Annotated in this window: 10 protein-coding genes (1 of these 10 running past the window's edge); 9 read left to right on the top strand and 1 reads right to left on the bottom strand. The window is 70.9% G+C overall.

Annotated features, from left to right (window positions below; translation table 11 throughout):
• Nucleotides 1-8: 8 nt before the first annotated feature.
• Nucleotides 9-3,950, bottom strand: coding sequence for a type VII secretion protein EccCa (eccCa, locus tag OG714_RS14295; RefSeq protein ID WP_406131820.1), 3,942 nt, complete (start codon nucleotides 3,948-3,950; stop codon nucleotides 9-11).
• Between the two features lie 318 nt (nucleotides 3,951-4,268).
• Here eccCa and eccD point away from each other — a divergent pair, with 318 nt between their 5' ends.
• The 9 genes from eccD to OG714_RS14250 all read left to right on the top strand — a co-directional run.
• Nucleotides 4,269-5,669, top strand: a complete 1,401-nt coding sequence (eccD, locus tag OG714_RS14290; protein WP_406121094.1) for a type VII secretion integral membrane protein EccD — start codon at nucleotides 4,269-4,271, stop codon at nucleotides 5,667-5,669.
• 211 nt (nucleotides 5,670-5,880) lie between these two features.
• A complete protein-coding gene (gene eccB, locus OG714_RS14285; RefSeq protein WP_406121092.1) occupies nucleotides 5,881-7,443 on the top strand; it encodes a type VII secretion protein EccB in 1,563 nt (520 codons plus the stop codon).
• 221 nt (nucleotides 7,444-7,664) lie between these two features.
• On the top strand, nucleotides 7,665-8,003 hold the full coding sequence (locus OG714_RS14280) for a hypothetical protein (RefSeq protein ID WP_019065061.1): 339 nt from the start codon (nucleotides 7,665-7,667) through the stop codon (nucleotides 8,001-8,003).
• Nucleotides 8,004-8,070: 67 nt separating this feature from the next.
• A complete protein-coding gene (locus OG714_RS14275; protein ID WP_043678268.1) occupies nucleotides 8,071-8,394 on the top strand; it encodes a WXG100 family type VII secretion target in 324 nt (107 codons plus the stop codon).
• Nucleotides 8,395-8,514: 120 nt separating this feature from the next.
• Complete coding sequence (locus OG714_RS14270) at nucleotides 8,515-8,961, top strand: type VII secretion system-associated protein (protein ID WP_406121089.1); 447 nt, start codon at nucleotides 8,515-8,517, stop codon at nucleotides 8,959-8,961.
• A gap of 97 nt (nucleotides 8,962-9,058) precedes the next feature.
• Nucleotides 9,059-12,148: an AAWKG family protein gene (locus tag OG714_RS14265; protein WP_406121088.1), complete on the top strand. Its 3,090-nt coding sequence runs from the start codon at nucleotides 9,059-9,061 to the stop codon at nucleotides 12,146-12,148.
• Nucleotides 12,145-12,594, top strand: a complete 450-nt coding sequence (locus OG714_RS14260; protein WP_406121086.1) for a YbaB/EbfC family nucleoid-associated protein — start codon at nucleotides 12,145-12,147, stop codon at nucleotides 12,592-12,594. Before OG714_RS14265 ends, OG714_RS14260 begins: the two co-directional genes overlap by 4 nt.
• A gap of 7 nt (nucleotides 12,595-12,601) precedes the next feature.
• Entirely contained in the window at nucleotides 12,602-12,964 is a 363-nt protein-coding gene (locus tag OG714_RS14255; RefSeq protein WP_406121084.1) for a hypothetical protein, read from the top strand.
• 18 nt (nucleotides 12,965-12,982) lie between these two features.
• On the top strand, nucleotides 12,983-23,317 hold the 5' portion of the coding sequence (locus tag OG714_RS14250) for a hypothetical protein (RefSeq protein ID WP_406121083.1). 17,835 nt of this gene lie beyond the right edge of the window; the window shows 10,335 of its 28,170 coding nt (coding positions 1-10,335); its start codon is at nucleotides 12,983-12,985; the stop codon falls past the right edge of the window.

Here is a 23,317-nt window from a genome sequence, read left to right as displayed (position 1 = left end):
GTCGGTGCCTACTCCTCCGACTCCGACTCCGACGCCAGGGCCGTCTGGATGAGGGACGGCTTGCGGCGGACGATGTGGAGGGCTCGGCCCGGAGGGAGGACGCGGGGCTTGACGTTGCCGAAGACGTAGCCCTCGGACGGGGAGCAGGACATCAGGATGCCCGGGGTGTTGACCTCGTCGAGGCGGCGGAGGAGCTGGTCGTTCAGGCCGCGCCCGGCGCCCGTGGCGGAGCGGGCGACGACCACGTGGAGGCCCAACTCGTGGCCCAGCGCCAGGTGTTCGAAGAGCGGGGCGAAGGGGTGGTCCATGACCGTGCCGCCGCCGACCATGTCGTAGTCGTCGACGAGGACGAACAGGCGCGGGCCCGTCCACCAGTCGGCCTGCCGCATGCGGGCCGGGGTGATCTCCTGGCCCGGCACGCGGGTGCGCAGGGCCTTCGCCGAGCCGCCCACCAGTTGCTTGAGGGCCTCCAGGGCCACCGCGTGGCCGAGGCGGTACTCCTCGGGGACCGCGTCGACCAGGCCGCGGCGGTAGTCGACGACCAGGATGCGGGCCTCGGCGGGGGAGTAGCGGGCGATGACCGCGTCCGCCACCAGCCGGAGGAGGTTCGTCTTGCCGCTCTCCGTGTCGCCCACGGCCACCAGGTGCGGGGTGCGGGAGAAGTCGTGCCAGACCGTGCCGAGGGTCTCCTCGTCCTGGCCGAGCGCGAGCTTGAGGCTGACGCCGTCGCCGAGTTCGGGCTCGGGGAGTTCGGTCGCGGGCAGCCGGTGCGGGAGCATCCGGACCTGCGGGGCGCGCGGGCCGTGCCACGCCGAGGCGATCCGGTCGACCAGGTCCGCGACGCCTTCGCTGAGGGTCTCGTGGTCGGTGGAACCGTCACCGCGCGGCAGCGCGGACAGGAAGTGGAGTTTCGTCTCGACGGTCAGGCCCCGGCCGGGGATCTGGGGAACCGCGCTCGCCTTGCGGATGTCCACGACGGAGTCCATCGTGTCGCCGAGCCGGAGCTCCAGCCGGGTCGCGGACTGGTCGCGGACCGGGGCGGTGAGCTCCAGCCAGCGGGCGGTCGCGACGATCAGGTGGATGCCGTAGTTGAGGCCGCTGGTGGCGATCTGGTTGAACGTGGGGATGAACTGGTCGAAGTTCTGCCGGACCGCCGACCAGCCGTCGATCACCAGGAAGACGTCGCCGTGCGGTTCGTCGGGGAACTCCCCGGCGGCCCGGCGGCGCCGGTAGGTGGACATCGAGTCGATGCCGTTGTCCAGGAAGAACTGCTCGCGCTGGGTGAGGACGGCGGTGACCTCGGCGACCGTACGGCTGATCCGCTCGGTGTCGAGGCGGGCCGCGACCCCGCCGACGTGCGGCAGACCGGTGAGCTGGGAGAGCGTGCCGCCGCCGAAGTCGAGGCAGTAGAACTGCACTTCGCGCGGGGTGTGGGTGAGCGCGAGCGCCATGATGAGGCTGCGCAGCACCGTCGACTTGCCGCTCTGCGAACCGCCCGCGACGGCTACATGGCCGCCGGCCCCGGCGAGGTCCACCACGAGCGGGTCACGGCGCTGGTCGAAGGGCTTGTCCACGAGGCCGACCGGAACCCGCAGCTTCCCGGCGCCTACCCAGCGGGACGCGGTCAGACCGCGGTCCGGGTCCTCGCCGAGACCGCCGAGCAGGACGTCCAGCGGGGACGCGGTGTCCAGCGGCGGCAGCCACACCCGGTGCGCGGGCGGCCCGGAGTCGCGCAGCCGGTCCAGCGCCACCGCCAGCAGGCTCTCGGTGCTCTCCTCCGCCTCGGGCTCCGGCGCCGCGATCGCGGCAGGCGCCGGAGCGCGCGGCACGATGTACCCGGTCGACCAGGGCACCACCTGCGTGGCGACCCGGGCCTGCGCGACGGCACCGCCGCGCCTGCGGTAGGGGCCGGAGACATAGGCGGCGCGGAAGCGGGTGAGGGCCTCGATGCCGCTCTTGAGGTAGCCGCTGCCGGGCTGGGAGGGCAGTTCGTACGCGTCGGGGACACCGAGGACACCCCGCGACTCCATCGCGGAGAAGGTGCGCAGACCGATCCGGTACGACAGGTGCGACTCCAGCTGGTGCATACGGCCCTCGTCGAGGCGCTGCGAGGCGAGCAGCAGATGCACACCCAGGGACCGGCCGAGGCGGCCGATCATCACGAACAGCTCCATGAACTCCCGGTGCGAGGCGAGGAGTTCGCTGAACTCGTCGACGACGACGAACAGGCTGGGCAGCGGGGCGAGATCGGCGCCGCCGGCCCGCGCCTTCTCGTACTCCAGCGCCGAGGTGTAGTTGCCCGCGGACCTCAACAGCTCCTGGCGGCGGATGAGTTCACCGTGCAGCGCGTCCTGCATGCGCTCCACCAGGGCGGCCTCGTCGGCGAGGTTGGTGATGACGGCGGAGGTGTGCGGGAGTTCGTCCAGACCGAGGAAGGTCGCGCCGCCCTTGAAGTCCACGAGGACGAAGTTGAGGGTCTCGGAGGAGTTGGTGAGCGCGAGACCGAGGACGAGGGTGCGCAGCAGCTCGGACTTGCCGGAACCGGTGGCCCCGATCAGCATGCCGTGCGGGCCCATGCCGCCCTGCGCGGACTCCTTGATGTCCAGCTCCACGGGCCGGCCGTCCGCGCCGACGGCGACCGGGACGCGCAGCCGGGCGGAGCCGTTGTGCCGCCGCCAGATCGTGTCGGGGTCGAGCCGGTGCAGGTCGGCGATGCCGAGCAGCGTGGTCAACTCCGTGTCGTTCGACAGCGGTTCGACCGCGTCCGAGCTGAGAGTCATCCGGTACGGCGCGATCAGCCGGGCCAGCGCCTCGGCGGCGACCGGACCGACCCGGTCGGGGCGGCCCAGGACGGTGGACTGTTCCTTGCGGCTGCGGTCGGTGCGGACCAGGGCGACCGTGTCCGGGGCGACGTCGAGACGCAGGGTGGTGCGGCCGGGGCGCCAGGTCAGGCTGTCGGAGAGGTCGAGGACGACGGCGTTGCGGAAACCGGGCCCGTCGAAGCGGTGTCCCGCCGGGATGCTCGCGCCGTCCACCACGACCACCACCAGCGGCTCGTCACGGCCGGGCACGGCGTCGGGGTCGAACGCGGGCCGCTCGGAGAACTCGCTGCCGAGCTGGTCCTCCAGATCGGTGAAGGCGGAGGCCACCATGCGCAACGGACCGGCGCCGTCCGTCTCCTGGGGGTGCTGGTTGTGCGGCAGCCACTTCACCCACTCCCACTCGGCCCGCACCTCGTCACCGGCGCAGACCGCGATCCACAGCTCCTCCGGCGGGTGGAACAGGGCCAGTTGGGTCAGCGCGCCGCGCAGCATGCCGCGCGCGGCGTCGTGGTCGCCGTGCACCAACACCCGTGACCAGGACCGCAGATACAGCGCGATGGGCTGGCCGGGAACGGTGCTGTAGGCGCGGATGAAACGGCGCAGGGCGTGCGCGCACAGCGGCTCCAGGTCCTCGACGGGCTTGCTGGAGACGGGAGTCAGCCGCATCGCGAGCTGCTGGTCGCCGACCGCTATCCGCACCTCGCCGAAGTCGTCGTCCTTGACCCGGCGCTCCCACAGCCGCGTCGTGCGGACCATGGTGCGCAGCACCCGGGGCTCGGGATGCCGCCAGGCGAGGGCGAGCTGCTGCTCGATCACGGCACGCTGCACGGTACGTCGACTCTGCGCCAAGTAGCGCAGGTAGTCCCGGCGTTCGCCACGCAGCCGCTGCTTGCGGTCGCCCGCCTTGCGCATGACCTGACCGACCATCATCGCGCCGGCTGCCATCACCATCATGCCGAGCGCGATGTACATGAAGATGCCGCTGGACTGACCGCCCGACCGCATGAACATCATCATCATCGAGACCGACATCATCGCCATCGGCAGATACGTCCACACCGCGGACGTGTCCGGGACGATCTCCATGAGGGTCGGCGGTTCCTGGAGGACCAACTCGCCGGCGGGCATGTCGGGTCCGCGACGGCGGGCCGGACGACGGAACAGGACCACGCTCAACGCTTGGGGCTCCTAACGGACTTCGCGCACCGCGGCGGTACGTGGGGGGCGTGCACCGGATCAGGCCTCGGCACTGGCACGGTGGAGGACGCTGTCAACACCGTTGGTGGGGGCTCCCGTTGACACGCGTCGTAGGGAGTGTCAGTAGTGTGCACCCCGTCAACTCTGTACGTCCATGTCACCCCCTGCTTCACCGGCACCCTGTTCCCCCCACCCCGCACGCCGCGCCGCGTGCCCCCGTTTCGATGTCCAGGAGACGTGAGCCCCGGTATGACCGACACTTCCGTGACCGGCCTGTGCCATCTGACCGTGCGGGCCCCGGCCCGCACCATCGACCTCGCCGTGCCGTCCGACGTGCCGGTCGCCGACCTGCTGCCCACCGTGCTGCGGTACGCGGGGGAGGAGGCCGAGGAGACCGGTCTCGAACACGACGGCTGGGTGCTCCAGCGGCTCGGCGGACGGCCGCTCGACGAGGAGGCGACGCTCGCCTCGCTCGGGCTGACCGACGGCGAGGCGCTCCATCTCCGGCCGCGCACCGAGGCGTTGCCCGAGGTGCGGCTGGACGATCTGGTCGACGGCATCGCCGCGGTCACCCGGGACCGGCTGCACGGCTGGAGCCCCGAGGCGGCACGCCGGCTGCTGCGCGGCCTGGTCGCCGTGTCGGTGCTGGCCGGGCTGGTCCTGCTGGCCCTGCCGGGCGCCCCGGCGTCACTGCGCGCGGCCACCGCCGTAGGAACCGGCCTGCTGCTGCTGGCCGGTGCGGCGTCGGCGAGCCGGGCGGTGGACGACCCGATGACCGGCGTGGTCCTCGGCCTGCTCGCCTCCCCGGCACTCGCGCTCGCGGGCTGGCTCGTGCCGGGCGGTGAGCTGAGCGGTCCGCAGGCCCACCAGGTGCTGGGGGCTCGGCTGTTGGGGGCGGCGGCGGCCTGGGCGGGCGGCGCGGTGCTGGCCCTCGCGGCCTCCGCGGCGCGCACCCCGCTGTTCCTGGCCTCGGCGCTGGTGGCGCTCGCTGCGGCGGTGGGCGGTGTACTGATGACGGTGTTCGACGTGCGGGTGGCGGCCGCGGCCGGTGTGATCGCCGCGCTGACGGTGCTGCTGGGCGGTCTGGTGCCCGCGCTGTCCTTCAAGTTCGCGGGGATGCGCATGCCCGCGCTGCCCACCAACGCGGAACAGCTCCAGGAGGGCATCGAGCCCTACCGGGGCAACGACGTCGCCGTACGCACCGAGCTGGCCGGCGAGTGGATGACCGCGCTGTACGGCGCGACGGGCGTGCTCTCGTCGGCCTGCCTGGTGGCGCTCGCCCGCCGCCCGAGCCTCCCTGCGCTGCTGTGCGCGCTGGTCCTGTCGCTGCTGCTGCTCCTGCACGGCCGGGGCCTGGTGAACACCGCCCAGCGTCTGGTGCTGGTGCTGCCGGGCGCGTGGGGTCTGCTGCTGCTGGCGTTCGGCTGGGGGCTGCGGCTGTCCGGCACCGAGCGGACGCTGCTGGTCGCGGGCCTGCTCGCGGTGGCGGCGGCACTCACGGTCGCGGTGTGGACCGTACCGGGACGGCGCCTGGTCCCGTATTGGGGGCGCGCGGCGGAGATCCTGCACTCCCTGCTGGCGATCGCCCTGCTGCCGCTGACCCTGTGGCTGCTGGGCGTCTTCGGCACCCTCCGCGGCATGTTCGGCTGACCGCGTGCCGGCCCCGCGGACGGAAAGCGGGTGAACCGGCCGCCGTTCCGGGCCGGTTCGAGGGCCGCCGGTCCGTGGGCAGGGGCCGGGTACGTCGAACGAGAGCGGGAACCGGACGCGGTGTCACGGGCCGACCGGCCCGTCGATCCGTGAGCAGGGTCCGGGCACAGCCGAGCGAACAAGAAGCCGAACGACCAGCCGGGAGGAAAGCGTGCGGTCGAAGCGCGACCAGGTGCAAGCGCACACGTTCATGATGGGCCGCCTGACCTCGGGCATGCTGCTGGCCGACCCGGACGCACCGGAGAGTCCGCTGGGCCGCACCAGCCGGGGCGCCCTGGTCGGTGTGATCGTCGGGGTGCTGTTCTGCGGCGGGGCTCTGGTGTTCGGGCTGCTCAAGCCGGGCGGCAACGACGCCTGGCGCAGCGGCGACACCCTGATCGTCAACAAGGACACCGGCGCCCGCTACCTGTACGCCGACGGCAGACTGCGCCCGGTGCGCAACTACGCGTCGGCCGTGCTGATCGGCGGCGCCGACCTGAAGACCACGTCGGTCGGCTCGAAGTCGCTCGCGGGCACCCCGGTCGGCAGGCCGGTCGGGATCACCGGCGCCCCCGACTCCGTACCGGGCACCGGCGACCTGGAGTCCTCGCCGTGGGAGGTCTGCTCGACCGGCTCCGGCAGCCAGACGACCCTCGTACCGGGCGCCCCCGTGGAGACGGACCCGGTCGGCGCGAAGTCGGCGCTGGTGGTCAAGGGCCCTGACAAACACACCTACTTGGTGTGGCAGGGCAGCCGCCTCGAGCTGGACGAGGACTCGGGCGCTGCGGAGTCGCTCGGCTACGCGCCCGTGACCCCCCGCCCGGTGTCGGCGGCCTTCCTCGACGCCCTGGTGACCGGCCCCGACCTGGCCACCCCGAAGGTCGACGGCCGCGGCACGACCGGCCCCGAACTCGGCGGCCGGGCCACCCGGATCGGGCAGGTGTTCCGCGTGGTCGCGGGCTCCGGCAACCAGGAGTACCTCCTTCAGAAGGACGGCCTGCACCCGGTCACGGACACCCAGTCGGCGCTGCTGCTGGGCGATCCGGACACCCGCAAGGAGGCCTACGACGGCGGGGCGCCCAACGTCGTCACGATCGACGTCTCCGACCTGCGCGCGCATCAGGCACCGGGGTCGGCCGGCACCGACCCGTCGGTCGCCGGGCTGCCGGACAGCCCGCCGAGCGCGCTGGCGCCGGCGGTGGGCGAGTCGGTGTGCGCCCAGGTCGACCCGTCCGGCGGGCAGGTGCGGGTGACGTCGGTGCGGGTCGCTCAGGCCGCGCTGTCCCCGGCGGCACAGGCGGACCCGACGGCGCTCACCGCGGCCTGCGTGACGGTCGACCGGGTGGTGGCACGGCCCGGACACGGCACGCTGGTACGGGCGTTGGGCGCGGCCGGTGAGACCGTCGGCGACACCACGTTCCTGGTCGGCGACGACGGCGTGAAGTACCGCATCCCGGACTCCAACGCGCTCGCCGCCCTCGGCTACGGCGGCGCGACGCCGGTACGGGTGCCCTCCACGCTGCTCTCGATGCTGCCGACCGGGCCCGAACTCAGCGCCCAGGCGGCGGCGTCGGACTCCGGCTCCGTCGGCGGAGGCACGGGCGGCGCGGCGGCGCAGTGCGGCACGGGGGCCGGTACGGGCGGACGGTCCGGGATCGAGGCCGCTCTGCCCGGGATCGCCGGGCAGGCCCCGGCGGGAGGATCCCTCGACTCGGCCCCGGGTGCCGGGAACTGACGGATTCACGCCGATGGAGATCGTGTTCACGCCAAACTGGATTCACTCCAGAACCGCCGACCACGGAAGCACGTGTTCCGGTCAAGTTGCATACCGGTAAAAGCCTTTGAGTGGAAGCGGTCGGCAAGCTCAGATCTTCCTCAGTTCGTTGTCAGCGCAACTTCCGTCAATCTAGGCTCAGTTGCACTCGTACCTCAGATCGACTTACGAAAGGTGGGACGATGGCTGGAGATGGCCAGCAGTCAAGCGAAGGTTCGACCCGGAACGGAATCCAGGCCCTGGAGAGCGCTTTCAGCGGCATCGTGAAGATCCGTCAGGACGTCGACAGCACCCGTTCCACCCTGGGCAGCGGCTACCAGGGCAGCGACGGCGGCCAGTACGGCCAGCTCCTCGCGCAGTGGGACGGCCAGTGCAACGTCATCCTCAAGAACCTCGAGGACGTCATCGACCGGCTGAACCAGAGCCTCGTGGAACACAACAAGACCCAGGGTTCCTCGAACGACTCCATCAACCAGGCGTACAACGCGTCGCAGTCGGCCTTCGACCAGCTCGCCGGCTGACCGACACCCGCTTCCCCGTGACCTCGCGGTCACGTCCGATCCCCACATCGCGTAAGAGAGGCAAGCTGTGGCAGACAACCTGTCCGACGGTGTCATCTACGTCAGCTACAACCACATGTCGAACGCCGCGGACGACATGGTGGCGCAGACCAAGGCGATCGCCCAGACGCTCTCCAGCCTTGAGCAGGAACTCGGCGAGCTCTCCAAGACCTGGTACGGCAACGACGCCGACACCTACCGCCAGAAGCAGGCGGCCTGGGACGGCGCGGTGCAGAACATGGAGACGCTGCTCACCTCGCACTCGCAGCTCCTCAACGAGATCTCGAACAGCTACAAGTACAGCGAGAACTCGCTCAGCCAGATGTGGTCCGAGGTCACCATCGGCCGCTGAGCCGGCCGGCTCCACCGCACCGGCCGGTCTCCTCGCGGTCGGTGCGGTCGTCCAGGCTCCTTCCCGTTCCGTCGTCGCGCCGTACGCCAGGGCCGGCGCGTTCCGCCCGCGGAGGCATCCATGGCAGACCTGACCCATCTCGACTCGACCGCGCTGAAGAACTTCAAGAACAACGATGTCGCCGACTTCATCAGCGATCTGCTGGAGATCCGCAAGGACAAGTCGGGCGTCCGGTCCCTGAAGAACCTGATCGCCGAGACCGGTGCCGGCTCGGCCCAGGGCCTCGCCAAGATCCTGCGCATCGGCCTGATGAACGGCGGCGACAGCTCGGACCCGGTCGGCGGGGCCTCGCTGGTGGAGGCGCTCAAGACGCAGGCGACCGGGCTGGACAAGATCCTCACAGGTCAGAAGACGCTCTTCGACGACATCGACGACGCGCTGGACGAGACGATCACCACCCTGCTGAAGACACAGGGCGACAGCCTCGACTCGATCGACGGCGAGAAGCTGCTGGACATCTTCGACACCGTCGACGGCGACATGAGCGGCACCGACTCGAACACCTGAGTCCGGTGCGGGGCCCGCCGGCTCCCGCCGAGCTCCGGGCCCCGCACCCTGGCCCCCCACCCAGTCCCCCCTCCTCCTCCGCAGCGGAGTCCGCCCCATGGCCGAAACCACCACCGGGACCGCCAACTACGACCCGGACGACTACTTCGCCCAGGCCGTCACCGACTTCACCGGCTACACGCTCCCGGCCCGGTCCACGCTGTTCGACAAGCTGAGCAGCTCGTCCAGCGACGACTTCGGCAACCTCAAGCTGTTCCGGATGGACATCCAGGGCATGAGCATGCGGTCGGTGACCGCGTCCGACTACTCGGCGATCGGCGGCTGGCAGGTCAACAAGGGCGAGGACTACGACCTGGCCTTCTACGACGCCGGCGGGGACGGCGCGCACAACAGCGTGTCGATGAAGAAGGCCCGGATCGTGATGATCGGCGTCACCGTCGACGGGAACGGCCGCGCCACGCTCTGGAGCGGCGGCGAGATCACCGGCGGCGGCGCGTTCGAGGGCTCGTACTCGCACGTCCAGTGGGACTCGGGGCCGATGGCGCAGTACATCTCGGGCAGCAAGCTGGTCCTCGACCACATCCTGGCGTCGCCGTACTCGACGCAGGGCTTCTCCTACAGCGGGCTGTCGGTCATCGACGCCAACGCCGTCGACATGCTCTCCTTCGAGACCACCGGGCAGTCCTTCGACCGGGTGGTGCAGTTCTTCAAGGACCACTCGGACATCGTCAACCAGTGGATGACCTCGCTCGGCGAGGACCAGGCGGCCTGGAAGGGCAAGGCGGCCAGCCTCTTCTGGCACCTGCTGGACGAGCTGAAGACCAACTACGACGGCTACGTCTCCCAGTTGGGCGGCCGTGACTACACGGCGACCAACACCACCCTCGGCGGCACCGTCCCGAAGTCGAAGCTGAGCGACGCGCTGGCCGCGGCCCAACTGGCCCTGAAGGACGCGGTCACCGCACTCCAGACCGCGTGGAACGACTGGGCGTCGGACGGCCAGCACGACCCTCACTACCACGCGAAGAAGATCCTCGACGAGATCAGTCAGTGGGTCATCAACAACAACATCAACCACGTGCTGACGAAGTCGACCACCACCACCAGCCAGTACGGAACGTCCACCTCCACCAGCTACTCCACCGACGCCGGGTTCAAGCAGTCCGTCCCCGAGTACGGCGACCTCACCCAGCACACCACCTGGCAGAAGGTCGCCGACGCCGCCGTCAAGAGCTGGTCGGACCACGCGGACTCCAAGCTCAAGCAGCCGTCCATCGACGCGCTCAGCGCCGTGAAGAACGCCTGGGCGGACGTTCAGGACGCCTTCGCCGAAGAGGTCACGAACAAGAACAACGAGTCGCTCTCCGAGGTCCTCCAGAAGGAGGAGAACGAGATCGCCGAGGAGGAGGCCAAAGAGAACAACGACAAGCTCAACGAGAACCTCAACAACCTCGGGAACAACGTCAACAACCTCGGCGACAACCTGAACAACCTCAACGACAACATGAACGACAACCTCAACAACCTGGGGGACAACCTCAACAACCTGAACGACGGCCTGAACGACAACCTCAACAACCTCGGCGACGGCCTCAACAACCTCGGCACGAACCTCAACACCAACCTGAACGACAGCCTCAACAACATCGGCGACGGACTGAACTCGAGCCTCAACAACCTGAACGACGATCTCGGCAACAGCCTGAACAACGTCGGCAACGGGATCGACGACCTCAACACCGACAGCCTGCTGAACGGCGACGGCACGAACGGCAACAACCCGAGCGACATCGCCAACGCCGCGCTGAACACCCTCGGCCCGTCGCTCCTGAACAACGGCAACGACTCCACCAAAGACGGCTCGACCACGCTCAACTCCCCGACCGGGGGCACCACTCAGCTCAACGGCGACGGCACGCTCACCACGACGTTCCCGGACGGCTCCACCCAGACCATCGATCCGACGACCGGCCTGGTCACCACCACCAACCCGGACGGCACCACCTCGGTCGGGCAGCTCAACCCGGGCACCACCATCACCAACCCGGACGGCTCCACCACCACCCTGAACGACGACGGCACCCTCACCACGAAGTTCCCGGACGGCACGAGCCAGACCATCGACCCGACCACCGGGCAGGTCAGCACCGTCAACCCGGACGGCACCGTGAGCACGTCGACGCTCAACCCGACCGACGGCTCCTTCACCACCCCGGACGGCTCCACGGCCCAGCTCAACTCCGACGGCTCGGTCACCACCCACTTCGCGGACGGCTCCACCGAGACGCTCAACCCGGACACCGGTCAGGTCTCCGTCACCGACCCCTCGGGCAACGTCACCACCACGCATCTCAACCCGGGTGACAGCTTCACCAACCCCGACGGCTCGACCACCACGCTGAACGACAACGGCACGCTCACCACGAAGTTCCCGGACGGCTCCACGCAGACCCTCAACCCGGACACCGGTCAGCTCACCACCACCGACCCGTCGGGCCACACGACCACCACCGACATCGACGGCACCGACCTGCCCTCGTCCTCGATCGACACCAGCGGGCTCAACGGCAACGGCATCGACACAAGTGGCCTCAACGGCAACGGCATCGACACGAGCAGCCTGAACACGAGCGGGCTCAACAGCGGCGGGCTGAGCGGCGGCGGACTCAACACGTCCGGCAGCGGCCTGGATTCGGGCCTCGACAGCGGCTACGACGACTACGACAGCACCCCCTACACCGGCGGCGCGCTGCGCTCCGACGCCCTCGACACCGCCGCCCTCGCCGCCTCCACCGGAGAGCAGAGCGCGTCGGCCGGCACCCCGCTCAACCCGATGGGGATGGGCGGCATGGGCGGCGGCATGGGAGGCATGGGCGGTGGCGGCGGCGGTGGACAGGGCGGCAACAGCGAGCGCACCCGCGCCGTCCTCACCGACCCGTCCAACAGCGCCACCCGGCGCGGCCGGACCAACCGGGCCGCATCCGTGGACGAGGACGAGGACGTCGTGCTGACCCGGCCCACCACGTCCAGCGCCCCGTACCCGGTGGGCGGCCCCGGCGGCAACGGCGCCGGACAGAACGGCCGTTCCACGGAGAGCGGCGACCGCGCCCGCGACGCGTGGCTCACCGAGGACGAGGACGTCTGGGGCACGGACGAGGGCGGTTCGCCGGCGGTGATCGGCCGATGAGCAGCGAGTCGATCGAGCAGCGGCTGGCCAAGGCGGTGGCCGAACTCGAGGCCACCGAGGCCGCGGTGGCGCGCGCCGAGGGCGAACTCGCCCACGCCGAGAGCACGGTGCGCTCGGTGGACCGCGCGGTCGAGGTGACCGTCTCCGCGCAGGGCGACCTGCGCGCGCTGACCTTCCTGGACGACAAGTACCGCACGATGCCCGCGGGTCAGCTCGCCGCGAGCGTCCTGGAGGCGGTGCAGGAGGCACGCGCGCGGATGGCCCGGCACGTCATGGCCACCTTCGAACCCTTCACCAAGGCCAACCCCGAGGCACCCGAGATCACCGGCTTCGACGTGGACTGGAACAAGATCTTCGGGCCGGGTGTCCTGGAGGGACCCAAGGGCGGCCGACGGCGTGGGGCCGGCCGGCTCCGCGACGAGATCAGCGAAGACCCGGAGGACTGAGAAGAAGATGTCGAACGCCTACTCCGCGAGCCCGCCGGCCCTCATCGCCGGCACCCGCCAGATCGAGCAGATCAGCCGGCTGGCCAATGAGATGATCAACGAGTTCATCACGGACGTGTCGTCCACCTCCGGCTGGCCCGGACACGACGACAGCTTCGCCAAGGAGATGCTTCCGCAGGAGAAGCAGCAGCGGGAGGGCTCCATCACGACCGGCACGTCCCTGTCCGAGGCGATCGTCAGCGTCGGCGACGGCACCCTCACCAACCTGAAGAGCGTCCTGGGCACCCAGAACGGCGTCCTCAGCGCCATCCACGACTCCGACATCAACACGGGCGACACCGACGGTGGTTCGCACGGCGGAAAGCACTGACGCAGCGGATCGCCCCTGATGACCATCCACGCGTCGCCCCAGCTGAACAACCTCATGTTCGTGCTCATCGGCGAGAAGTTCCTCCAGGCCGACGAGGACATGGCCTACGCCAACGGCAAGCCGTACGAGCGGCTGGGCCGGCGTATGCGTGACCTCTCGGACCTGATCGAGCAGACCGCCGGCGGGGTCGGGCGCGCGCTGCCGCCGCAGGTCGGGAACAACTATGTGCGGGCGATGCACATGTTCCTCGACAGCGGCGGCGTCAACTACCTGAAGGAGTTCGCCGACCAGCTCGACGGCATCGGGCAGTCCCGGACCAAGTCCTCCATGGACATCATGGAGTCCAAGTGGCAGATCATCGCCGAACTGGTCCGGCTGCTCATCGAGTTGCTGATCATCGCGGTGCTGTCCGCCTTCACCGGGGGGTCCGCCTCCAGCCAGGCCGCGGTGGCGAAGGCCCGCAGCCGGGTCGCCATTCTCACGGTGATGGAATGGCTGATGAAGAAGACGCATCTGATGCCGAGCCTCACCGAGGCGATCGAAGAGGCGTTCACGACCTTCGCGGTACGGCTGGCCATGATGCTCGGTGCGCCCAAGGGCCGCCGGCCCAACGGGTTCGACTGGTCGCAGATCATCCAGGACGGTGTCTTCGGCGCGTTCACCGGCCTGTTCCACGGTCTGCTCACGGACCTCGGCAAGGGCCTGAAGAAGAACTTCAAGAACATCTTCGACACGCACAACCCGTTCAAGGACATCAGCGGCAACGGGAAGAAGTTCAACAACCACAAGTTCGACAACCCCGACGTCAACACCAAGCCGAACCCGAAGCCGACGCCGACCCCGAACCCGAACCCGAACCCGAAGAACACGCCCACCCCGACGCCGACCCCGCACCTCACGCCGACCCCGACTCCGACACCCACGCCGAAGACCTTCGGCGACAAGGTGAAGCACGAACTCGGCGAGGACTTCGAGCACTTCGTCACCGAGGGCGGCGCGGAGATGCTCGGCGAGGTCGCCACGGCGTCCATCTTCGGCTTCCCCATCGACCCCCTGAACACCTTCCTCGGCGGCGGCCTCAGCTCGGTCAGCGAACGCCATCTGGGCCAGGGCGCGAGCGCGGTCGGCAGCAAGTTCAACTTCAACACCCCGGCACCGGTGAACACCCTGGGCACGGCGGACGTCCCGGACGACACCAAGTCGGACACCGACTCGAACTCGAACTCCAACAACTCGACGAACAACTCGTCGTCCAACTCGTCCGTCACCGACGACAGTTCGACGACCACATCGGGCCCCGGCCCCGTCAACACCACGTCGAACAACGGCAGTTCCTCGACGAGCGGCAACCCCCAGCGCACGTCCACGAACACCCCACCGACCGAGTCCACCGACCTCGACGACGTGAAGGTCGACGGGGGAGACCTCCAGAGCAACGTCCCGCACGGGACGACGAGCACGTCCGGTGGGGGCAACCCGTCGTCCAGCACGCCTACGAGCCATACGCCGACGAGTAATACGCCCACGAGCAGTACGCCCACGAGGTCGCCGGAACAGGCCGACACGAACGGCACCGACGAGGCGCAGGGGACCGGTACCGGTCAGCAGAACGACACCTCGGACACCTCAACTCCTGTGTCCTCTCCGGACGTTCCGGTCGCGAGCGGGTCCAACTCCACCGTCGTTCTGCCGACCACGACCACCGGTACGGGTACGGGTACGACCGGGTCCGGTGTTCCCACTTCGAGCGGTACGAACACGGGCAGTCCGACGTCCGGTTCCGGTTCGGGTTCCAGTACGCCCTCGAACAGTGTCGGCAACCCGCGCACCGCCACATCGGGGCGCCCGGAGAACTCGACGTCCGACAGCACGGACACCACGAACAACACAGGCACCGACAGCTCGAACACCACAAGCACGACGAGCACCACGAGTACGGAGAGCACCGACACCTCCCACTCCGATTCCGGCGTCGACAGCAACACCGACACCGACACCGACACCGACACGAACACCGGAACCAGCACCGGCACCGACCTGCCCACCCCCGTCACCACCACCAGCAACAGCGCGCCCCCTACGACCAGTTCGGCACGGGACACCGATCCCGTGCCGGAGCCGACGCAGCCGTCCCACTCCGGGACTGCCACCCCGGCACCGGCACCGAAGCCGGCACCCGTCCACACCTCCTCGGACCTCTCGTCGTCCACCCCGGTGCCGGACAACACGCCCGCCCCTACCCCCGAGCCCGTGGTGCTCACCCCTTCCGTGACGCCCAACACCGCGCCGGAGCCCGGGAGTTACGCGGAGACGCGGGCCACCGCGGTGCCCTCGGAGCGGAGTACCACCTGGGTCGACCCGGTGTCGCGGCCGCTCGGGGCGGACGGCAGGCCCACGCAGTACGTGGTGCGGGCCGGGTTCGCCGTACGGCAGTTCAGCCATGACGGTGGGCCCGTCACCGATCTCACCGTCACCTACCGGCTCACCGGCAGCCCGCATCTCGGGTCGCAGGCCGACGGTGTGCACCAGCGGCTGACGGACGGAGTGCGGCGGGTCTTCAACACGCCGGGCCACCGGCTGCGGGACGGGAGCCTGCTGCGCGTCACCGTCGTACCGGCCGCCCCCGGCGAGACCGCGCACCTCGACGTCACCCTCACCGACCCGGCGGACGGGACCCCGGCCACCCACCACTCGTGGCCCGCCGACATCTCCGACACCGACCTCGCCCACGAGGTCGGCCATCAGCTCGGACTGCGCGACGAGAGCGGCCTCGACCCGGCCGCCCCGCACCGCGGCGGCACGTCCAGCCTGATGGGCGACCCCACGCGGTCCGCGCCCCCGACCGAGTCGACCGCGTCGACCGATCTGCCGTACGAGCCGGGCGGGTTGAGGTCCCATCATCTCGATCTGATCGGCGGGATCGTCGACACCCCGGCGGTCGTGCGGCGGGGTGCCGGCTCCCGGGGTCCGGTCACGGGCGCGCCCGGCGCGGACCCGCCCGCCCCGCTCGTCCCCACCGTCGATCAGGGCGACACCGTACCGACCCCGGTGGTCACCACGTCCACGCCCGTGCCGGTGCTCCATGACACGGACGCGCCGGCGCCGGACATCGATCCGACGGACACCCATACGGAGACGGAGACGGAGACCGCCCCGGCGGTCCTGCCGGTCCCGGAGATCACCCTGACCTCCCCGGAGGGCGACACCACCGTGCCGACCGAGGTGGTGGCCGGCGGTGGACGTCGTACCTCGTACCTCGGTGGCTACGGGCGGCGGCACGACGGCCAGGTGGGCCTCGTGCACGTGGAGCCGTTCTCGCCGGACGTGGTCGACGGGCTGCACCGCCAGGTGCTCACGGCGCTCGGCCGGCCCGCTCCGGGACCGGACGACCCCGTGCTCACGCGGCTGCGGGACGTGCTGTCGTCGGAGCAGATGACGCTGAACATGCCGTATCTGCGCAGTCTCGGCGGTCACCGCATCGTCCTGGACGTCGACGGCGTCGACCGGGAGGTGGACGTACGGCTGTCGCTCGACGACAGGCGGCCGTCCGTACGGCAGGGCACGCTCGACACGAGTGATCCCGACAAGCATGTGGAGCGGCGCGGGCAGGGCACCCGGGAGATCGTCTCCGCGCAGCCGTCCGGGACGTTCTCGACGATCCCGGTGCCGTGGACCGGCTCGGTGCCGATCGGCGCGGTGGGCCCGGTCCGCGGGGTGGACATCGCGCTGGGCGCGACCATCACCCACAACCAGGCGGACGGCTCGACCACCGTCACCCAGGTCGTGCAGACCACCAGCGCCCAGCGCAGCAACGAGCCCTCCCGTGCCTTCGACTTCACCGGCAACTGGCAGGTGCGCGTGGACGCGCCGGCCCCGGGCACGGACCAGGAGAATGTGCCGGCCGCGATCACGGACGTAGGCGATACAGACGTCGCGAACCCCGATCCCGCGCACGACTGGCGTCCGGCCGCACAGCACGGGCCGGTCACCATCTGGTTCCCGCAGCACCTCGTGGACGCCGACGCCGATGCCGACACCGATCCCGGTCAGGGGCTGCCCACCCCCGCCGACATCAGGACACTGCCGATCTACGGCGTGGACTCGGTGCTGCATCCGCGGCGGCTGTACGAGGGGGCCGCGGAGCACTTCCGTGCCGACCTGGACGACACGTCGTCGGCCCAACTCGCGGACTTCCTGGGCGAACCGATCCTGCGCGGCACACTGCCGATGCAGGTCGAGGGCGGGCTCTACTCGCCGGTGCTCACCGACGCGCACGGACGCGCGGTCGGCATGATGCGGCTGGACGCGACGGTCCGCGGGACCACCCCCGTGGCCAAGAGCCTCGACAAGAAGATCAACCTGGAAAGCCATGTCGTCAACTCGGTGAAGAACGACCAGAACACGTCGTTCAACAGCGGGGTGACCTTCAGCGGCAGCGTCGGTCCGGCCCTCACGATCGACCACAGCGCGGGACACCCGGACGCCTCCCACGGCATCGGCGGCACCGTCAACGGCAAGGGCACCGCCAGTTTCGCGGCGCAGAACGTCTTCGGCACCAGCGCCCTCGCGGGCACCATGCACGCGGTACGCACGAACCGCAGCCATCTGCTGACCGAGGCGGACGTCGAGTACACCCTCACCCTGATCCGGCCCGACGGCTCCAACTCCACCTATGCGCCCGGTACTTGGACGCACGCTCTCGATCTGCGGGTGCTCAGCGCCGAGGACGCGGCGGGGCACCAGCCGAGCCCGGACGAACTGCGCGTGCTGCCGCACGAGTTGGAGACGCTGGAGTCGATCGGCCAGTCCACCGCACCGCTCGGGGTGGACGAGGGCGACGCGGATCCGCTGTTCGACGACGCGGAGACCTGGCTGCGGGACCACGGCTTCCTGCCCCCGCCGGCGGACGCCCCGCGCCGGGGCCGACTGCCCGACGAGACGCTGGTGCAGGCCCAGTTGAACAATCTGCGGCGGCTCCAGGAACTGCGTTCCCCGCTCGGGCTGCGCGCGGCGACCGACTCCATGGTGGACGGCGGCCACTCGCTGTTCCTGGAGATCCCCTCCGTGACGGGACGGCGCCGGGTGCGGCTGGAGCTGGGCGCGCAGCGCGACCCCAACCGGCCGGTGGAGCACCGCACGGTGCTGCCCAACATCCAGGTCATGGGGCTCGCGCAGGCGGCGGGCGGCGGCACCGCCCGGCTCGGCAACACCTACGGCCTGGGCGGCGGGCTCGGCGGCGGGCTCACCGTGCCCACACCGCACGGCGGTTCGTGGACCCTGAGCGCCACCGGCGACTACCAGTACGTCGGCCAGGCCACGCTCGGCAACACCACCGGCACCACGCTCGGCCACGACCAGTTCTTCATCGGCACCGGGCAGGACACCCACGAGTTCGGGGTACCGGCCCGCCTCACGCTCGACCTGTACGAGGGTCCGGGCCAGGAACCCGTGACCCGGTTCGGCGAGGTGGCACCACCCGCCCAACAGGGCGAGCCCGACCCGGAGTCGGGCCTGAACGCCCCCCAGGAGCGGGGTGTCGCGGGCACGATCCGGCTGGCCGTACCGCACGAGCGCACGCTGGACGGAGCCGACGCGGAGCCCGTGCCCGACGGCGAGCCGTACACCGTACGGCAGGTCAGGCAGGAGGATCGGGACCGCCTGGCCATGACGGACCCGGCCACCGGCGCGCCCCACCCGGACGTCGTCCGCGTCCCGGACGACGCCCTGATCGACGTGGTGCGCGGTTCGGCGGCACTCCAGGACGCCTTCCGGCGGATCGTCACGGGCGCCGGTGTCGACGCCAACTCCGATGCTGATGCCGACAACGCCGGTGCTGACACCAACGCCGTCGACGATCCGGCCGGCCCTCCCGTCGCCGCCACCGCCCCGGCCCGACCCGGCCGTGTCTCCCGGCTGGTGGACAACGTCACCGGGTTCCTGAGCAGTTCGCTGGTCGGGAGTCCGTTCGGCGACACCACCACGGTGAGCGCCGAGTCCCGTATCACCGCGCTCTCGCCCGGTTCGCTGGTCGGCCGGGGACACCAGATCTTCAGCGGCACCTACGTGGTCGAGGGGCTGACGCTGCCCGGGCTCGGTGCCGACGGCCAGCTCTCGATCGAGATCGAGGCCGTCGCCCACACGCCCCACCTGACGCAGAGCGTGAACCAGTACCTGGAGACCGGCATCTCCGCCGCCGACTCGGCACAGCAGCTCAAGGGCCTTGGAAAAACACACCAGTTCGGGATGGGCGGCTCGGCGACCCAGAACAACCCGCCGAGTTCCACCACGAGTTCACAGCCCGCCGACTCCCCGGCGCCCACGCCGTCCCGCTTCAACCCGTCCGGGCGCTACCAGTACGACCGCAAGAGCGACAAGTCCGACACCCTCATCAGCGGCACCGGCACCAACCGGACACCGACCCAGTCGGGCCTCCAGCACCGGATCACGGCCGACGTCACCTACCTGATCACCGTACGGTCCGGGCATCGCAACGTGGTCGCCAACTCCCTCGGGTTCGGGCCCGGGGAGACCGTCACGCTCGCCGTGGACGTGCCGCGCGGGCTCCAGTTCCTGATGACGGAGAGCCAACTCCGGCGCGACGGACGGTGGATGGGCGCCCTGCCCGACCGCCCGGCCGACCCGTCGACGACCGGTCTGACGAGCCCGTCGCTGCCCAACCGCTACGTCCACGACGGCACCCTCGGCCTGGCCGCGGTCAACTCGGTCACCGAGTTCTCCGACCCGGGAACGGGCCCGACGGCGCCCCCGCAGACCGAGCAGCGCTCCCGATTCCACAACGACGTACGGCAGTTGGTGGACCGCTACGCCCCCGGCGCGACCACCCCCGGCCACGCCTCCTACCTGCCCGGTGTCGCCACGCTGATCGCCGACAACACCGGGGTCGCCGGGAAGCGGGCGCTGATCGGGCGCGGCGGCGGACAGGTCAGGTTCAGCTTCCGGCACCACCGGTTCGGCGGGGCGGCCCTGGTCGAGGTGACGTTCTCGGCCCGTCCCACGACCACCGCCGCGGACCGGGGTGCCGTGCGGGGCACCGCGGTGCCGGGCGACAAGCCAGGTATCGAGCAGTGGGGTTCGCACACGGCGGAGGGCCGTTCGCTCTCCTCCTCGGTGGGCCGGACGCACCGTCTCACCGGCAACCCGACGGCCCGTTTCAGCCGACCCGACGCCGACGACCGTACGGACCGGCTCGGTCCCTCAGCCCACTTCGTCTCCTCGTCCAGCAAGGTCGACAAGCAGGGGCGCACCGCCGAGGACCGGTTCTGGCAGCGCACCGACAGCGCCGCCGACTTCGACGGCCTGGACTACGAGCTGGTCGCCACGGTCCGCACCACCCTGGTCACCGACTGGCCGCCCAACGTGCTGGGCGCGCTGGTGCAGCGCGGGGTCATCGCCTGGGACGCCGCCGACGCGCAGACCCGCTCCTGGCTCAGCCGCACCCTCTCCGGCGAACTCGGCGGACAGGTCCGGGTACCGGCCCAGGTCAGCCTGCGCTTCACCGGCAGCGAGACGGACAGCACCCGACCCCCGCTGCCCGCGCCCCCGCCGCCCTCGCTGTCCGGGGTCGATCCCCGCCAACTGCCCGGCGCGCAGCCCGCGTTGCGCGACGCGGACCTGTTCCACCCGACCGGCTCCGTCCCGGTCTACGGCTTCGACGGCTGGAGCCAGCTGTACACCGCCCTCGACCAGGTGGCCCCGGACACCGGGAGCGGCTGGCGTTCCGTGCCGGCCTCCACCTCCGACGAGAACGCGTCCGTACGGCTCGGCGAACTCATCCAGGCCGGCACGATCTCGCTGGACACACCCCGGCAGACCGGCGGCATGCTGCCGTCGATGCCGGGCGCGTTCCCGCTGCGCGACGCCCCGGACCAACGGCCCACCCTCACCGTCTCGTTGTACCGGCCGAGAGTGGTCACCGACGGCGGCGACATCGCCGTCGACCGGCTGCGGATCAGCACACAGAGCAGCAGCACGGTCTCCGGCGCCGACACCACCACCGGCCTTTCGCTGCCGTTCGTCATGAGCGCCGACGACCCCGACCGCAACCTCCTCGGCGCGACCCCGCCCGTGCTCCAACGGCCCGTGGACGCGAGCAACTTCGGCAGCGGGGTCTCCGGCGGCCGCCGCGACTGGCTCAAGACCGGCAGCACCAGCCTGCCCGCCGAGGGCCGCGGCACCCGCAGCTACGAGGTCCGGGCCGACGTCCACATCGAGGTCACCGGCCCCGAGGGCGTCCGCCATGTCACCGGTACGGCCACGATCCGCGTCGAGGAGCGCGACGCACTCGGCCACGGCATCACCGAGCCCCATCCGATGCCCCAGGTCTACGACCTCCCCGCACTGCTCACCGAAGGCACCGGCATCCGGCCCGAGGACTGGGCGACGACCCGGCTGGGGGACGTACGGGACAACCTGAACGCGGGCTTCGACCCGACGGACGACGGCTTCCAGCTCTGGGTGGCCACCGGCCCCGACCCGGACGGCTCCCGCCTGACCCTGGCCCTCTACGCCGCGTCGCGCGCGGCCCGTGACAACGGGCGCCCGGTGGAACTGGTCACCCGGGGCCCCGAGGGCCTGCGCATCTGGTCCTTCGACCCGGACGGCACGCTGACGGCACCCCCGGCGGGGAGGTCGGACACGGGGGACGTGACGCCGGACACCGATCCCGCGGCGCCGGGTTCCACCACCGGTGTCGTGTCCCTGGACCAGGCATGGGCGGACTTCGAGCGCGAGGCCGCCGCGTTCGACCGGGCCGAGGGAGACCACACCGCGGCGCTCGACCACGAACACGAGCAACGGGAGATGCGGCCCGGCGCGCAGGACGCCCTGAACGAGGCGGCCACCGCGCTGACGGACGCGGCGAACGAGGCCCGCCGCACCGACACCGCCGCGACCACCGCCGAGCAGGACGCGGACCAGGCCGAACAGGACCTCGCCGGCCACATCACCCGCGAGAAGACCCTGACCGGCGGGATCTCCGAGGCCCGCCGCACGATCGGCCCGCTCACCGACGCGGTCTCCGAGGGCGAGCGCCAGGAGATACGCCTCAGCGCCCAGGCCAAGACCGCCCGCCGTCAACTGGCCGACCTCACGACCCGCGCGGCAGCGGCCTCGACGACGAGGGCCCCGGGCACGGCCTCCGGCTCCGGTTCCGGCGACACGGACGCTGCTACGACGGTCGAGAGCGCGGCGCCGGGCACGGTCACGCAGGACTCGGACGCCCCGGGCACGGTCGTAGGACCCGCGCCGGAAACGGTCGTAGGACCGCTAGTTGGGGACGACACCACCGGTCCCGTCCCCCCAGCCGACCTCGACCCCGCCCCTGCCGTAGACCCCCGTCTCACTCAGCGGATCGACGAAGTCACCGCCGAGGTCGGCAAGTTGGACGCCGATCTGGGGGCGGTGCGGGCGGGTCTGGAGCGGGACCGTGCCGCGCTCCGGGACACCCAGGCCGGCCTGGACCGCGACGAGGCGGCCCTGCGTGAGACGCGGGCGCAACTCCCGGGCGCCAAGTCCAAGGCCGGCACGCTGCGTTCGGACGCCGACACGGCTCGCGGGCATGCCGAGGACGCGGCCCTGGTCCAGGAGGACACCCGCGAGAACCATGAGCGGGCGGAGCAGACGCTCGGCGAGATCGACGCGCAGATCGGCAACGCCCTCGGCCGGCGTGACGACGCCGCGGCCCGCCGGGCGGCGGCGGAGACCGCGCTGCCCGGCGTGACCGGCCCGGTGCTGGCCTCCGGCCCCTCGACGCTGCCCACCTCACGCACGACGCTGGCCTCCGTCGCCCCGCGCTGGCCGGGCTCGGACCGCCCGCGCACGGCTGGCCCCTCCACCGGCAACTCACCGCTCCCCGGCGACGGCGACACCTCCGAGAGCGACGACTCCACCACCGGGAACGACAACTCCACTACAGGGGACGAGGATTCAGGGAGCGACGAGAGTTCGGACGCGGACACCGAACTGACCACTCCCGACCCGACGTCCGTCATCCCGCCGAAGGACACCACCGGCGGAGACGAGGACAGCACGTCCGGCGACCCCGGCACGACCTCCGCCCAGGACAGCGCGTTCGACGCCCTGGTCGGCAACACCCCCACGTCCACCGATCTGCACGGCGCCCCGGCGGACACGGACACGGACGCACCGCCCCTCACCCCGGACGAGGCCAAGGCCAAGACCGAAGCCAAGGGCAAGGGCAAGGCTCCCGCCCAGGACGACACCAACGGCACGTCCTCCGACCCCACTTCATCCGATCCCACGTCCTCCAACCCCACCGCACCCCGGCCCGCCACCTTCCAAGTGCGGGCGCCACGAGGCAACTCGGTGCCGACC

It is taken from the genome of Streptomyces sp. NBC_00989 (genome assembly GCF_045162655.1).
Taxonomy (GTDB): domain Bacteria; phylum Actinomycetota; class Actinomycetes; order Streptomycetales; family Streptomycetaceae; genus Streptomyces.
Note: the sequence above shows the minus strand (reverse complement) of the source record. Positions and strands in the feature narration are given on the sequence as shown.

What these genes read in the sequence shown, in the direction of transcription:
- eccCa (WP_406131820.1), bottom strand. Translation starts at nt 3,950, where the DNA reads ATGCCCGCCGGCGAGTTGGTCCTCCAGGAACCGCCGACCCTCATGGAG.
- eccD (WP_406121094.1), top strand. Translation starts at nt 4,269, where the DNA reads ATGACCGACACTTCCGTGACCGGCCTGTGCCATCTGACCGTGCGGGCC.
- OG714_RS14280 (WP_019065061.1), top strand. Translation starts at nt 7,665, where the DNA reads ATGGCTGGAGATGGCCAGCAGTCAAGCGAAGGTTCGACCCGGAACGGA.
- OG714_RS14270 (WP_406121089.1), top strand. Translation starts at nt 8,515, where the DNA reads ATGGCAGACCTGACCCATCTCGACTCGACCGCGCTGAAGAACTTCAAG.
- OG714_RS14265 (WP_406121088.1), top strand. Translation starts at nt 9,059, where the DNA reads ATGGCCGAAACCACCACCGGGACCGCCAACTACGACCCGGACGACTAC.
- OG714_RS14260 (WP_406121086.1), top strand. Translation starts at nt 12,145, where the DNA reads ATGAGCAGCGAGTCGATCGAGCAGCGGCTGGCCAAGGCGGTGGCCGAA.
- OG714_RS14255 (WP_406121084.1), top strand. Translation starts at nt 12,602, where the DNA reads ATGTCGAACGCCTACTCCGCGAGCCCGCCGGCCCTCATCGCCGGCACC.